The sequence below is a fragment of the Labilibaculum sp. genome (genome assembly GCF_963664555.1).
Lineage (GTDB): Bacteria > Bacteroidota > Bacteroidia > Bacteroidales > Marinifilaceae > Labilibaculum.
On sequence record NZ_OY761461.1, the window covers coordinates 463,914 to 478,131 of the forward strand.

The following is a 14,218-nucleotide window of genomic DNA, read 5'->3' on the forward strand; positions in this document are numbered from 1 at the left end:
TGTTCCTTTTTAGGTCTTTGTACAAATGTAAAAGGATGTCCGAATTACTCGAACATCCTTACTTATTTCAATAAAATTTTAGTATTGTTATGCAAATCAATATGTTGGCTTGCGGCTAAAATCTCACATCTGTTTTTTACTTCACAATAGTCATTTCGTCAATCAGGTTTTGAGCACCGGCAAACTTATCAATAATGAATAGTGTGTAGCGAATATCAAGATTAATACATCTTTGAAGATTCTCTTCAAAATCGATGTCTCCTGACATAGCTTCAGAATTACCATCAAAAGCAGTTCCAATTAATTCCCCGTTTCCGTTTATAACAGGAGAACCTGAGTTACCACCTGTAATATCACTGTTGGTTAGGAAACAAACAGGTAAGTTGCCATTTTTATCGGCATACTGTCCAAAGTCTTTTTTATTGTACAGCTCTTTCAGTTTAGCAGGAACAACAAATTCATCATTTGTAGGATCTTCTTTTTCCATTACTCCTTTTAGAGTTGTAAAATGCTTATAGTAAACGCCATCTTTTGGAGTGTATCCACCAACATTTCCATAAGTTAAACGGATAGATGAATTTGCATCCGGAGCCAGGTTTTTCTTTTTGTTGATTTGCATTAAACCATCAACAAACAGACGTTTCCCTTTTTGTAATTGATCAGATCCTTTTGATAATTCAGCTCTAATCTCTTTGTATTTAGTAATGATTGAGTTACCTATTTTGAAAGCAATATCATTTTCAAGAGTTTCCAGTTTTGGATCATCAAGAAATTTATTGAAACTTTCAGATGTAGCAAAAATGGAGTTTGAATAAACGTCAGAAGCTAATTTGTTAAAGTCGTTGTTGTATTCTTCAGTAAAAGTTTTGAATATCTCAGGTTGCTGCTCTGCTGCAATATTCGCTGCATACATTTTATACATGCCGGCCATCAGCTTTTGATCGGTTGGAGCATTGTAATCTTTGTAGAACCCTTCAGCAGCATGACGTAAGCCAGTAATTGTCTTTTCAATAGCTTCTGCATCTTGAGTTTCAGCCTCAAGTAAAGATTTCAGACCTCCCAGTTGAATTGCGAAAATGGGCATTTCTGCACCGCTTAGCAAGGCTTCTCTTAAATAAGAACTTGAATTCATGATTTCCTTACGTTCTGCGTAAACCTGAGCAATCATTTCAAGAGCTTTTCCATATTTAGCTTCTCTTTTTGATTTTTTATTTGCCCATTCAAGATATTCTTTTTCAATTTCTATTTTGTTCCCTATAGTATTCAACTTTGTAAGAGCCTTGTTTTGCTCATTGGAATACTTCCAGTAATTGGCACTCTGAGCATGCTTGGCTGCATATTGAATACGAACTTTAGCATCTTTAAGCATATCTTTTTTCATAATATCCAGTTTTAAAGTACGGATATCATAACGGTTTTGATTGGTGATTTTCATTGTTTCTTCCAAACCAAAAGAAGTAAGATAGCGATCTGTAGTTCCAGGGAAACCCATAATCATAGCAAAATCCTGTTCTTCTACACCTTTGGCAGAAACAGGAAGGTGGTGATTTGGTTTTAATGGAATGTTATTGTCCGAGTAACCAGCAGGTTTTCCATCAGGGCCGGTATAAATGCGGAACATCGAGAAATCTGCAGTATGACGCGGCCACATCCAGTTATCTGTATCGCCGCCAAATTTACCCATTGATTGTGGAGGTGCACCAACTAAACGAACATCTTTATATATCATATATACAAAGAGAAAATATTGGTTTCCCTCAAACATGCTTTTAACATTGGCTTTGTAATCTGTTCCTTCTTCAGCTTTTTTCTCTAATTCTACAGCAACTTTTTCAATTGCTTTGTAACGTTCTTCCTCAGTCATTTCGTCAGTTACATTTGAAAGAACTTTTTCCGATACATCTTCCATACGAACTAGGATTGATGCCGTAATTTCAGGATTGGTTAGCTCTTCTTTTTTATTGTAAGCCCAAAAACCATCTGAAAGGTAATCATGTTCTGTTGTAGAGTGCGATTGAAGTGCATTAAATCCACAGTGATGATTTGTAAGAAATAGTCCTTGATCGGAAATAATTTCACCAGTACAGAAATGACGGAATGGTCTTCCTTCTGTTCCCAGTCCTACAATTGCATCTTTTAAACTACTGTTATTGATGTTGTAAATATCATCGGCAGATAATTTTAAACCCTTTGCCTTCATTTCGGCAACATTCTTATTTAATAAAGACAAAAGCCACATGCCTTCATCTGCTTTTGCATTGGAAAAGCTAAGTAGTAAACTTAGTCCCAAAATTAATGATGCAAATTTTCTCATTTTAATTGCTTTAAATTTTTAATGTAACCGAATTGGTCTTTTAAAACCAGTTTGGTTATTTGATGTTATAAGTATTTAGTCGATTAGCAAAGTTAATATTAATATGTGAGTACATTTTTCAATCAAAAACCATAAAATGAATAGTAAGAGTTAATGATCTGTTTGTCAGAGTTTTGAATCTGATTGTGATTCTGAAAATTAGATGAACCCTGTGATTTTCTCGTTAAAGAGGATTCATAATTATCTGTTAATGAGCTGTATTTGTTTAAAATTTTAATTCAAGTTGATTTGGCAATAGCGAAAATGTCTTTCTATGAATGGAGTTGATTCCGTGCTCTCGAATTGCCAATCGGTGTTTTTTTGTTGGATAGCCTTTGTTATTTTTCCAGTCGTAGCAAGGAAATTTTTCATGCTCAGATAACATATAGTCATCACGATAAGTTTTTGCTAAAACGGATGCTGCAGCAATGGATAAGTATTTGCCATCACCTTTAATGATACAGGTATGATTGATATTAGGATAAGGAGTGAAACGGTTTCCATCAATAAGCAGATGTTCAGGTTTGATTTTGAGCTGTTCGATAGCTCGGTGCATGGCTAAAAATGATGCATTCAGGATATTAATCTGATCAATTTCTGTGTGACTTACAATGCCAACAGCCCAGGCAATTGCTTCTTTTTGAATTACTTCACGAAGCAGATATCTGTTTTTTTCAGAGAGTTTTTTTGAATCGTTTAATAATTTGTCCGAAAAATTTTTAGGTAAGATTACTGCTGATGCGAATACGGGGCCGGCAAGACATCCTCGTCCTGCTTCGTCGCAACCGGCTTCAATCATATTTTTGTGTAAATAGGAGGCTAATTCATTCATAGATGCAATATTTGACTGTAAAAATAGATCGAATTTTCTATTGAATCAAATGTGCATATATTAAATTAGTTTTTGTGTTTTATAGTTCGGGATCCGTCAATAAATTCTGACTTTACACTTTTAGGATTGTCTATTATTTCATAGAATTCATCGAAATAATTTAAGGCCCGTTCTTTTTCCTTATTATCCAGATAAGGACAATTTGTGTATAGGTCGTATAAAAGTTCTTTTTTCATTCGAAATTCCCTAAAAACACATTCCAGTTCTTCAGCGGTTCGTTTATAACCCCTGTAAAGCCGTTCATGAATGGATTGAATATCTAATTTAGCATTCGGAATGGCATAAGGAGCATCTACCAAACTGGCCCAGTCGAAATCATAAGGTACTGCAATCAAACTTGAGGTTGGGGTTTTCGAAATAAGCTTAATGTTATGGAGGGTTGGCACTCCCCAGTCGGTGTTTCCAACCATGTATTGGAATATGGCAAGTTTGGTTATTTTACTGATGTTGGTACGATCTTGATGAATTTTTTTGTCGTAACGGGTTATCTTGCCATTCCTTGCAGCCATTTTTTTAAAATCCTCTATGAAGAATGCAAATTTTTCAAGAGCTTGCATCTCTTCTTTACTGTCTTTGTAGGTAATCTTTACCAAACGAACTCTAAAACTTTCAGGTGTGAAAATATTGTATGCCTTGTAGATGAGATATTCATGAATAAGCATTTGTTCGAATTTGGAATTGCGATTTTGGCAATGAGAAACCAATTTTAGCTTATCGTTATCGTGAAAAAGAGAATAGTTTGATTCTGCTTTGTTGAATTTTACAGTTAATGGTGGAAATGCACAAATACTACGATCTTTCCTGAAATTCCCTCTGGTTTTAAGTTCTACAATCATAGAAACAATTGAATCACCAAGTAGGTAGGAGAGTCTCCCCTTGTGATATTTGTTATTATCACCTACATCTTTAACCAATGACTTCAGATCAGTAGTTATTGACAATTCAATAAGTGAATCGGATTCAAATAAATCCGGAGCATGATAAACAGAATCGATTTTTTCTTGACCAATCACAAGTAGTCTTGTACATCCTAGTGAGAATAGAAGGAGCATCAGAAAAGCCTTGTATCGAAATAATTTTATCATAATTTGAGTGTTTTATTTATCAGGAGCTCCTTTCGCTTATTTCGGCATCGGTTAAGATATTAGGAGTTGCTGATTCTTTGTAGAATACAATTAGTTTTATATATCCTTTTGCTAAATCTATTTGTCCAATATTAAATTTTGCGACTACCATTCCTGTTCGGGTTTGGATGTCATTAATCAATTCCTGATGCTTACTGGGATGAATTAAATCAAGTCGATCGTATACTATGGTTCTTCTTGCAAGATGACGTCTCATCCATACTCTTTCCATTACCCAGGTAGTAGCCATAAAAGCTGTATTGGTAAAAGCAATTTCGCCAAAACTAACTTCACCTCTGGTTAATGCATTAATAACTGATATGGTAATGACAAGAAAAAGGTAGGTCATCTCCCGGATTGGTATGGTATCGGTACGGTATCGAATAATTCCAAAAATTGCAAATAATCCAAGCGCAAAACCCAATTGTAATTCAATACTTCCAAGTAAAAAACAAAGAAAGAATACGGTTGTACTTATCATGATATACGTAAAAACGTAGGATCGTTTCCCTGTAGCTCTAAAATAAACGTAATTGATTACAAAAACCGTTACCGCTAAATTAAGTATGAATCGGAGTAGCAATTCAAGAATATTATTCGAGTACATAAAAGATGTTGGAATATTCGGGTTTGCTATTATATCAGTAAAAACTTCCATGTCGTTTCGGTTTTATTGTAATCGTTCCTTTTTCTTATGTGCAAATATCCGATAATATTTCTGATTCTCTATAAGTAAGCCCTGATCAATATAGTTAGGATCACCTATGGGAACATCCATCGCAATTAGCTTAAATGAATAAAATGGATATACCCTGGCAACAGGAGTGTGTCCGAAGATGATTACATTGGCATGGTAAAATTCCAGTGTCTTTAGTACTTCCTGTAAAGAGATCCGATCATATTTTGGGGTTCTTGATAAATATCCGCGATACCATAACGGACTATTTGAATATAAGAATAAATCTACCAATGTAGTATCTACTAATGCTGTGTAATTATTTAGATGATATCTCATTCCAACATTCACTTCATTAATACTCATTTTTTTCTCCAGAAGTTTAGGTGAAATACCACCATGTACAAATAACTGCTCTCCAATACGAACAAGTGTGTTTTTAGACCGTAACCATTTTCCCAAAACCGAATGTTTGTCGAAAAAATGAGAATAATGAAATTGTAAATGATGAGCAGCATGCTGATATTTATCAATAACATATCGGTCATCAAACAGCAGAGCCATCATTTCATGATTCCCCAACAGATAATGAACCATGCCTCCTTGTTTTTTTGCTTGTATTTCCAATTGAAAAATAAACCAGAGACATTCTGTTACCTTATCACCTCTATCAAAAACATCGCCGGTAAATACCACTTGTCCGGCACCATAGTTCCATTTGTTTTTTTTATCAATAATTTTGTTGTATCGAAGAATAGCTAATAAGGATTCAAATTCACCATGAATATCTCCCAGTACTACTATTCTATTATTTGAAGGGTTTTCCCCAGGTTCAGGCTCTATTTTATTAGGGATAATATAAGTTAAAGTGTCATGTCCTGCAAATCCAATGAAGGATGCGGTGTCATTCTTAAACCGGAAACTTTTACTTATTTTTCTGGTTCTGTTTTTGATGCTGTCGTGTACTATATAGAAAGCTTCAACCCTTGTTGGAGAAATATATCTAACATGCGGACCTTCAACATAGCTGGCAACAATCAGGGAGTCTTTGCAAATTGTATCCTGATCGAAAGATGCATGAGATTGAAAAGAACCAAGCAATAATAGGAGGAGTAAATATATGTAGACTTGTTTTATTTGCATTAATAATCTGATTGCGTTATTTAGAGTGTTTAAAGATAAGATTAATTTCCATTTTAATTAAATGCGAATTCATATTCTTTCAAATCATTATATCTTGTAAGATATCCTTATTTTTGTAAAAAAAAAGTTGAGTAATGTATACTAAAGAAGAATCTAAAGAAATTAAGATCCAGTTTTGGGATGGATTTAAAAGATATTCAAAGGAAAAGGGAAGGAAGATGACATCATGGGTTTTACGTGGAACTCAGATTAAAGAGGTGCAGTTAAAGTTTGACTTGAATGAGAATGGCGCTTTTGTTATTCTTCAGATCGACAGTAAGTTGGATTCGAAAAGACACTCTGTTTATGAACGGTTCGAGAAGTATAAACCTGTAATAACAGATACTTGCGGAACGGAGTTAAAATGGGAGAAAGACCATTTTATTGAGGGATTTAAAGAGGTAAGTATGATTTATTATCATTTGGAAGGTGCGTCGATTTATAATAAAGATGAATGGAAAAGCTATTTTGAATTTATGTTCTCGAAAATGACAATTTTAGAAGAAGCATTTTTAGATGTTAAAGATGTTGTATTGTAAGTTGAGTTGGATATTTTTTTTTGAATTGTATCTGTGTGGTAAACAGTGCTTACATCCTTGTTTGGCGCAGTGTGGATAAGGATTTGTTTAAATTTTACCGCAATAATTTTGTTTTCGAACAAAAGCCTCCTATCTTTGCAACCGCAAAACGAAAGATATGTCTTAAAATATATTGCGGGATGGAGCAGTGGTAGCTCGTTGGGCTCATAACCCAAAGGTCGTCAGTTCGAGTCTGGCTCCCGCTACTAAGAATTAGGATTAAAGAAGCCTAAAAAGACATAATAGATCGTATCTTTTGAAAATATATTGCGGGATGGAGCAGTGGTAGCTCGTTGGGCTCATAACCCAAAGGTCGTCAGTTCGAGTCTGGCTCCCGCTACTAGCAAAAGGGCTTTGGATTACTCCAAAGCCCTTTTTTTATTGGCAATTTTTAGCTTCTTAGAAGTAAACATTTTACGCTAATTCTCTTACCTTTGCGTAAATATTTTAGATCCGTTCGTTATGAGTCGTTTAAAAGAAAAAAAACCTTTGCTTGAGAAATTAAAAAACAAATACAGGTTAACTATTTCCAATGAAGGTACTTTTGATGAGGTGTTATCGATTCGATTATCACGTTTAAATGTTTTTACCGTAACTGGATTGTTTTCAATTGTCCTTATCGCTTTGGTGACTTTACTTATTGCATTTACTCCGTTGCGTGAATATATTCCAGGTTATCCCGATGGTGAAATGCGAAAAAACATTGAGGATAATGCGATTTTAGCTGATTCCCTGATTGCAGAACTGGATAAAAGAGATCGCTTTTTTCAAGGAATTCGAAATGTTATTTCAGGAAATGATTTCGATAATGTTGTGGAGAATGCTGATGATTCAATAGTTGATCCTAAATATAAAGATTTAAGCTTTAGTACCTCTTCCAACGATTCTGTGTTTCGGAAAGAGCATGAGGAGGATGAGAAATATAATTTATCTCTTGGAAGTGCTGCCAAAGCCCGTGGTTTATCCAATACTCACTTTTTTGCGCCAATTAACGGCATGGTTTCCAATCATTACGATAGTAAGATTGAACATTTTGGCACCGACGTTGTTGGGGGACTGAATGAAAGAATTTCATCGGTATTAGATGGAACTGTTGTGTTTTCGGAGTGGACGTTGAATACTGGCTACGTTATCCAGATTCAACATTCAAACAATTTATTGTCGATTTACAAGCACAACTCCGAACTGTTAAAGAAAACAGGCGAGCATGTAAAAGCAGGCGAGGCAATTGCTTTACTGGGGAATTCGGGTGAGCTTACATCCGGGCCTCATTTGCATTTTGAATTGTGGCACAATGGACAGGCATTAAATCCCGAGGATTATATCAAATTCTAACTACAAACAAAACTCTAATTATTGATGAGTAAACACATTGCCATTTTGGGATCTACCGGTTCCATTGGAACGCAGACCTTAGAGGTGGTGGAAGCCAATCCTGATGTATTTATTGTGGATGTGCTGACTGCGAATAACAATATTGAATTGTTGATTCAGCAAGCGAAAAAATTCCATCCTGATGTTGTTGTTATTGCTTGCGAAGAAAAATATACCGAGCTTTCTGAAGCTTTAAAAGATGAACCTATAAAGGTTTATGCTGGGATTGATGCAATAGCACAAGTCGTGCAAATGTCATCAATTGATGTTGTGGTTACAGCAATGGTTGGATATTCCGGACTTCTGCCTACTATAAAAGCAATTGAGGCAAAAAAGAATATTGCTTTGGCAAACAAGGAAACTCTTGTGGTTGCGGGTGAAATTATTCAAAAATTAGCCTTAGAGAATGGTGTTAATATTTACCCTGTTGATTCTGAACACTCAGCAATCTTTCAGTGTTTGTCCGGAGAGTTTGATAATTCAATAGAGAAGATTTATTTGACCGCTTCAGGAGGACCTTTTCGAGGCAAGGATAAAAAATTTCTCGAAAATGTAAGCTCTAAGCAAGCCTTGCAGCATCCTAACTGGGATATGGGAGCAAAAATAACCATCGATTCTGCCAGTATGATGAATAAGGGCTTTGAGGCGATTGAAGCCAAGTGGTTGTTCGATTTAAAACCTTCTCAAATTGATGTGATTGTGCATCCGCAATCAATTGTTCATTCCATAGTGCAATTTGAAGATGGATCGATGAAAGCACAAATGGGATTGCCGGATATGAAACTGCCTATCCAGTTTGCCCTTACCTATCCGAAAAGATTAAAAACAGGTTTTCAACGTTTCAATTTTTTAGATTATCCAAATTTAAGTTTTGAAGCTGCGGATTCAAAGAATTTTAGAAATTTGGATTTGGCTTTTCAGGCCATGGAAAAAGGAGGTAATTTACCATGTATAGTAAATGCGGCCAATGAAATTGTTGTTGATGCCTTTTTAAGAGATGAAGTTGGATTTTTACGAATGAGCGATATTATCGAAAACTGTATGCATAAAACCGGGTTTATTAAAAATCCGGGCTACGAAGATTATGTGTTAACAGATAATGAGGCAAGGAAAATGGCATTATCTATGTTGTAAAAAATGCCTATCTTAGGCATCCGCTAATTTAATGATCTTATTAATTGGCAAAGAGTTTAAATTATTAATTGAAATTGAATGGAAGTAATTGTTAAAATAGGACAGTTTTTGTTGAGTTTGTCCATCTTGGTTGTATTGCATGAGTTAGGGCATTTTACCTTTGCAAAATTGTTCAAAACCAGAGTTGAAAAGTTTTATATGTTTTTCGATCCTGGATTTTCTTTGTTTAAGTTTAAAAAGGGCGAAACAGAATACGGTATTGGATGGCTCCCACTTGGTGGTTATGTGAAAATATCAGGAATGATTGATGAGTCAATGGATAAGGAGCAGATGAAATTACCTCCTGAACCTTATGAATTCAGATCCAAACCTGCATGGCAAAGGTTACTGATCATGGTAGGCGGTGTTTTGGTGAACTTTATTCTGGCATTTGTTATTTATGTTGCAGTACTTTACACCTGGGGCGAGCAGTATTTGCCGGCTGAAAATGTGAAGTACGGTGTTGTTTGTGATTCTTTGGCCGAGAGTATTGGATTGCAGGATGGTGACAAAATTGTTGCTTTGGATAATCAAAAAGTAAAAAAATTTAGTGACATCGTACCAGATATCCTTCTAAATAGTCCTAAGTCAATTCAATTCATAAGAAATAATGAGCAGCTAAGTGTTGATATTCCTTCTTCTTTTGTTCCGGCACTATTGGAGAAGAGCAGTAAAGGGTTCTCTCTAAGTCCTGTGTTTGATATCCGTTATCCTTACAGTGCTGTTTCTATTGGAAAAGTGTTGAAAGAATCACCGGCAAGTGAGGCCGGAATTATTAAAGGAGATAAAATTGTTTCTATTGATTCTGTTGGTTTCAGTTATTACGATCAATTTCAGACTTTTTTGCAATCTAAGAAAAATGAAAGTATTCTGGTTCAATTAGATCGTGAAGGAAAATCTGAACAAGTTCAGCTTACTGTTGGAGATGATGGAAAAATTGGATTCTACCCTCAAATTGAATCGGGTTTGTTCGAGTATGAAACATTGGAATACAGTTTCTTTGAGTCAATTCCTGCAGGTTTTAATAAAGGGATCGATAAGCTGGGATCCTATTTAAAGCAGTTTAAATTAATTTTTTCTTCGGAAACTAAAGCATATAAATCAATAGGTGGTTTTATTACCATTGGTAATATTTTTCCGGGTGTTTGGAACTGGGAGGCCTTTTGGAATCTGACAGCATTTCTTTCAATTATTTTAGCAATTATGAATATTCTTCCAATTCCTGCTTTAGATGGCGGACATGTAATGTTTCTGATGTATGAGATCATTACAGGAAGAAAACCAGGTGATAAATTTATGGAGTATGCTCAGATAACAGGAATGGTGCTGTTGTTTGGACTCTTACTATTTGCAAATGGTAATGATGTTGTAAAATGGATTTCTAATATGAAATAGAAATTTCAGTAAAATTAGTAACTTAGTATTCTAAATCATTAAATAAATAGATATGAACCTTTTTGTTTTAGCCGGAATGGTTGGTCCCTGGCAAATAGTAATAATTGTATTTGTAATTGTGCTTCTTTTTGGTGGAAAAAAAATTCCGGAACTAATGAAAGGATTAGGTCAGGGAATGAAAGAGTTTAAAAAGGCTACCGACATGGATGACGATAAGGATAAAAGTAAGGATAAAGAATCCAACAATAAATAGTAAAGGAAAGGCAGGAGTTACTTCCTGTCTTTTTTTTGTTACTTCCTTTTTTTTCTGGATTGGATTAAAACAATAATGCCATGAAAACTAAACTTTTAGTTGTTTAGATTCATTTTAAGCGAAACATTTAGAAATAAATGTTTTTTTTATGTTATTTTGTTGATGAAATATCTTCATTTCGTATTATTTTGCGAAATTTAGGAGCATTTAAATGCTGACATATATGGGGAAATATTTACTTCTTATTTTGATTTGCTTTGCATTTGCTAATCAGGCAGATGCACAGTCGCTTTTCAATATTTTAAACAAAGAAAAGCCTGAGAATATTAATGAAATCAATCAACGGTTGATTCATTTTACCTCGGAAATATTGAAAGAAGATCTTCCGGAAAATGTTGTAATGGATGCTAATTATATTCCCGTTTTTTCTGATGAAGTATATCAGGAAAGAATGAATCAACTCAATGCAAAAAGTCCGATTCAGTTGGACTTTAAGCCAATTGTCAGAAGATATATTGACGCATATGCAATTAGACATCGTGCAAAGACTGCTAAAATCATAGAGCGTTCCGAGTTGTATTTTCCTTTGTTCGAAGAGTGTTTGGATAAATATCAACTTCCATTGGAATTGAAATATTTATCAGTTATAGAATCAGCCTTGGATCCTAAAGCAAAGTCACGATCAGGAGCAATGGGCTTATGGCAGTTCATGTATAATGCCAGTAAAATGTTCGATTTAAGAATCACCTCTTATATTGATGAGAGAATGGATCCGGAGAAATCGACAGAAGCTGCTTGTAAATACCTTCAGTATTTGTATCGGATTTTTGGTGATTGGAAACTTGCTTTGGCAGCTTACAATGGTGGACCTGGTATCGTACGTGAAGCGATTCAACGTTCCGGCGGGAAGACAGATTTTTGGGAAATATCACCTTATCTTCCCGAGCAAACCAGAAATTACGTGCCTGCATTTATTGCTGTTAATTATATCATAAATTATAGTTCCGAACACAATATTGTTCCTGCTAAAAATGTATATCCATACTTCAGAATATCACCCGTTACTGTAAATAAACCAATCTCTTTTCAACACGTAGCCAAAGTGCTTGATTTGCCCATAGAGGCAGTTCGGGAGTTGAATCCAATTTACAAGCGAGATTTAATTCCTTTGTGTGAACTTCCTGCCAAACTGATTCTCCCAATAGAAAAAGTGGGCGAATTTATTGATTTGGAGGAGGTTATTTACGGAATCAAGGATGAGCCTAAAAAATATCTTGACCTCCAAAAGGATCTTTCAGCCACTGAAGGAAAATATTGTATCATCCATAGTGTTGAGCCGGGAGAATATTTTCATAAAATCGCTATGAAGTATAACTGTACAATAAATAATATCAAGGAATGGAATGAGATGGATAGCCCTGATATTTTTATTGGACAAAAACTGAAAATCTGGGTTTACCCTTCCGATACCTTGGCTCAAAAGCCTCAAAGGGATCCTTTGTTGAAAAAAAGTAGATTTTTGCTGTATGAAGTTCAGACTGGGGATAGTTTAAGCTCGATTGCAGATAGATTTCAACTTGAATCGACCGCCGATTTGGTTGAATTAAATAGTATAACCCGCTCTAAGAAATTAGTGCCGGGAATGGTATTAAAAATAGTTCATTACGAATAGAAACATTTGTCTCTGTAAATTTAAAATTATGAAGAGAATAATTCAAACAACATTACTTTGTTTACTTGTAATGGTAAGTATTTCTTCCTGCAAGAAAACAACACAAGGTTTACGACCTGTAGTAACCGGGAAATCAGGAGAAATAGTTGTGATAATAAATGATGCCTTATATGAAGGAAGTGTTGGGGATACATTAAAGTCGGTATTAAATGATACTCAGATTGGATTGCCGCAGGATGAGACACTTTTTGATATACTGCAAATTTCTCACAATGAGTTTTCCAGTATGTTTAAAACTCACCGAAGTATTTTAGACATTAGGGTTTCGTCGAAAGTGAAGGAGAATAAGATCTCTGTAAAAAATGAATTGTATGCGAAAACACAATCGTTTATGAAGATCGAAGCCAAGAGTAACAAGGAGATGATCCAGCTCTTGAGTGAAAATAAAAATAAGATTATTGCCTATTTCCACATTGGAGAACGAGAAAGAAAAATAAAGGTTTTTAAAAAGAATGTTGTTCAGGATATTTTCGAAAAGCTAAAGGAGAAAAATAATTTCACCTTATCGTTCCCCGCTGGATACACCATAAACAAAGAAGAGTCGGATTTCATTTGGGTTAGCAAGGAGACTCCTTCAACAAGTCAGGGGATGTTTATCTACACTTACGATTACATTTCCGAGGATTCATTTACAAAGGAAGAAGTGATTAAAAGGAGAAATTTATTACTTCAGAAATTTGTTCCGGGACCTAAGGAGGGTAGTTATATGAGTACCGAAATGGATTTTCCAATTTCGAACCGTCAATTCGAGTTTTTCGGTAACTATGCAACGGAAACAAGAGGTTTATGGAAAGTGAACGGCGATTTTATGGGAGGTCCTTTTGTAAGTATCACTTTTCTTGATCAAAAGAACAACAGAGTTGTTTGCCTGGATTCGTACGTTTATTACCCAAACCACGATAAGCGTGAATTGTTGAGAGAATTGGAAGCTATCATGTATTCTTACACAAGTATAGAAAAGGAATAGAACGTGAATTTACCCGATTTAAAAAATTTGAGTATTGAACCTTATCGTAACCGCGAAGAGGTGATTCGGCAGGTTGCAGCCCAGATTGAGAAAGATTTTGATCAATTTGGATTGGAAGTAAAGTTCTCCGGAGAAATTCATAATGCATACGAAGAACTTTTTAATCAGTTAAATGAACATTTAACTCATTTATTGGATCGGGATTATCATCGTTTAATTCTGTTACTGTATCAGATTGATGTGAGTGAAAAACAGATTGTTAAAACGGAATTGGATTTTCCTGATGTTCCAAAATCAGAATTACTTACTGAGTTAATCATTTTAAGAGAACTCAAAAAAGTACTGATAAGGAATTATTTCAAGGAAAATCCAGATAAATTATAATAGAACCGCAGCATTAAGCTGCGGTTTTCTTTTTTCATGATCAAGGAGTAATGTTTTCCGCTTAGTTTTTTACTATTTTTACTTGGCTGTAAAAATCCACAGGAAATATCTGGTTATTAGAATTTGAAAATAACA

At 34.9% G+C, this 14,218-nt stretch carries 13 protein-coding genes and 2 tRNA genes; 10 read left to right on the forward strand and 5 right to left on the reverse strand.

Annotated features, from left to right (window positions below):
• Positions 1-136 precede the first annotated feature (136 nt).
• From ACKU4N_RS01970 to ACKU4N_RS01990, 5 genes are all read right to left on the reverse strand, one after another.
• The gene (locus ACKU4N_RS01970) at positions 137-2,314 is read right to left on the reverse strand and encodes a S46 family peptidase (RefSeq protein WP_321319918.1); all 2,178 of its coding nucleotides are present in this window, start codon (positions 2,312-2,314) and stop codon (positions 137-139) included.
• A gap of 265 nt (positions 2,315-2,579) precedes the next feature.
• Positions 2,580-3,185, reverse strand: a complete 606-nt coding sequence (locus ACKU4N_RS01975) for a ribonuclease HII (protein WP_321319919.1) — start codon at positions 3,183-3,185, stop codon at positions 2,580-2,582.
• A 65-nt stretch (positions 3,186-3,250) separates the two neighbouring features.
• Complete coding sequence (locus ACKU4N_RS01980) at positions 3,251-4,330, reverse strand: hypothetical protein (protein WP_321319920.1); 1,080 nt, start codon at positions 4,328-4,330, stop codon at positions 3,251-3,253.
• A 19-nt stretch (positions 4,331-4,349) separates the two neighbouring features.
• Positions 4,350-5,027 carry a DUF4956 domain-containing protein gene (locus ACKU4N_RS01985; protein ID WP_321319921.1) on the reverse strand — a complete coding sequence of 226 codons (678 nt, stop codon included), beginning with the start codon at positions 5,025-5,027 and terminating at the stop codon, positions 4,350-4,352.
• Positions 5,028-5,039: 12 nt separating this feature from the next.
• Positions 5,040-6,188, reverse strand: a complete 1,149-nt coding sequence (locus ACKU4N_RS01990; protein ID WP_321319922.1) for a metallophosphoesterase — start codon at positions 6,186-6,188, stop codon at positions 5,040-5,042.
• Between the two features lie 134 nt (positions 6,189-6,322).
• Here ACKU4N_RS01990 and ACKU4N_RS01995 point away from each other — a divergent pair, with 134 nt between their 5' ends.
• The 10 genes from ACKU4N_RS01995 (at position 6,323) to ACKU4N_RS02040 (ending at position 14,083) form a co-directional block, all read left to right on the forward strand.
• A complete protein-coding gene (locus ACKU4N_RS01995) occupies positions 6,323-6,766 on the forward strand; it encodes a DUF4268 domain-containing protein (protein ID WP_321319923.1) in 444 nt (147 codons plus the stop codon).
• Between the two features lie 173 nt (positions 6,767-6,939).
• Positions 6,940-7,011, forward strand: a tRNA-Met gene (locus ACKU4N_RS02000).
• Positions 7,012-7,073: 62 nt separating this feature from the next.
• Positions 7,074-7,145: transfer RNA gene (locus ACKU4N_RS02005), tRNA-Met, on the forward strand.
• 122 nt (positions 7,146-7,267) lie between these two features.
• Entirely contained in the window at positions 7,268-8,140 is an 873-nt protein-coding gene (locus ACKU4N_RS02010; RefSeq protein ID WP_321319924.1) for a M23 family metallopeptidase, read from the forward strand.
• Positions 8,141-8,164: 24 nt separating this feature from the next.
• Positions 8,165-9,313 carry a 1-deoxy-D-xylulose-5-phosphate reductoisomerase gene (locus ACKU4N_RS02015; RefSeq protein WP_321319925.1) on the forward strand — a complete coding sequence of 383 codons (1,149 nt, stop codon included), beginning with the start codon at positions 8,165-8,167 and terminating at the stop codon, positions 9,311-9,313.
• Positions 9,314-9,391: 78 nt separating this feature from the next.
• Complete coding sequence (gene rseP, locus ACKU4N_RS02020; RefSeq protein ID WP_321319926.1) at positions 9,392-10,747, forward strand: RIP metalloprotease RseP; 1,356 nt, start codon at positions 9,392-9,394, stop codon at positions 10,745-10,747.
• Between the two features lie 52 nt (positions 10,748-10,799).
• The gene (gene tatA / locus ACKU4N_RS02025) at positions 10,800-11,000 is read left to right on the forward strand and encodes a twin-arginine translocase TatA/TatE family subunit (RefSeq protein WP_321319927.1); all 201 of its coding nucleotides are present in this window, start codon (positions 10,800-10,802) and stop codon (positions 10,998-11,000) included.
• A 223-nt stretch (positions 11,001-11,223) separates the two neighbouring features.
• Positions 11,224-12,672: a lytic transglycosylase domain-containing protein gene (locus tag ACKU4N_RS02030; protein WP_321319928.1), complete on the forward strand. Its 1,449-nt coding sequence runs from the start codon at positions 11,224-11,226 to the stop codon at positions 12,670-12,672.
• Positions 12,673-12,700: 28 nt separating this feature from the next.
• Positions 12,701-13,699, forward strand: a complete 999-nt coding sequence (locus tag ACKU4N_RS02035) for a DUF4837 family protein (protein ID WP_321319929.1) — start codon at positions 12,701-12,703, stop codon at positions 13,697-13,699.
• 3 nt (positions 13,700-13,702) lie between these two features.
• Positions 13,703-14,083, forward strand: coding sequence for a hypothetical protein (locus tag ACKU4N_RS02040; RefSeq protein ID WP_321319930.1), 381 nt, complete (start codon positions 13,703-13,705; stop codon positions 14,081-14,083).
• The last annotated feature ends 135 nt before the right edge of the window (positions 14,084-14,218 follow it).

Bases quoted from the DNA above. Each gene is read 5' to 3' on its own strand.
- ACKU4N_RS01980 (WP_321319920.1), bottom strand. From the start codon at position 4,330: ATGATAAAATTATTTCGATACAAGGCTTTTCTGATGCTCCTTCTATTC.
- ACKU4N_RS02035 (WP_321319929.1), top strand. From the start codon at position 12,701: ATGAAGAGAATAATTCAAACAACATTACTTTGTTTACTTGTAATGGTA.
- ACKU4N_RS01975 (WP_321319919.1), bottom strand. From the start codon at position 3,185: ATGAATGAATTAGCCTCCTATTTACACAAAAATATGATTGAAGCCGGT.
- ACKU4N_RS01985 (WP_321319921.1), bottom strand. From the start codon at position 5,027: ATGGAAGTTTTTACTGATATAATAGCAAACCCGAATATTCCAACATCT.
- ACKU4N_RS02015 (WP_321319925.1), top strand. From the start codon at position 8,165: ATGAGTAAACACATTGCCATTTTGGGATCTACCGGTTCCATTGGAACG.
- ACKU4N_RS01990 (WP_321319922.1), bottom strand. From the start codon at position 6,188: ATGCAAATAAAACAAGTCTACATATATTTACTCCTCCTATTATTGCTT.
- ACKU4N_RS02030 (WP_321319928.1), top strand. From the start codon at position 11,224: ATGGGGAAATATTTACTTCTTATTTTGATTTGCTTTGCATTTGCTAAT.
- ACKU4N_RS01995 (WP_321319923.1), top strand. From the start codon at position 6,323: ATGTATACTAAAGAAGAATCTAAAGAAATTAAGATCCAGTTTTGGGAT.
- rseP (WP_321319926.1), top strand. From the start codon at position 9,392: ATGGAAGTAATTGTTAAAATAGGACAGTTTTTGTTGAGTTTGTCCATC.
- ACKU4N_RS01970 (WP_321319918.1), bottom strand. From the start codon at position 2,314: ATGAGAAAATTTGCATCATTAATTTTGGGACTAAGTTTACTACTTAGC.
- ACKU4N_RS02010 (WP_321319924.1), top strand. From the start codon at position 7,268: ATGAGTCGTTTAAAAGAAAAAAAACCTTTGCTTGAGAAATTAAAAAAC.
- tatA (WP_321319927.1), top strand. From the start codon at position 10,800: ATGAACCTTTTTGTTTTAGCCGGAATGGTTGGTCCCTGGCAAATAGTA.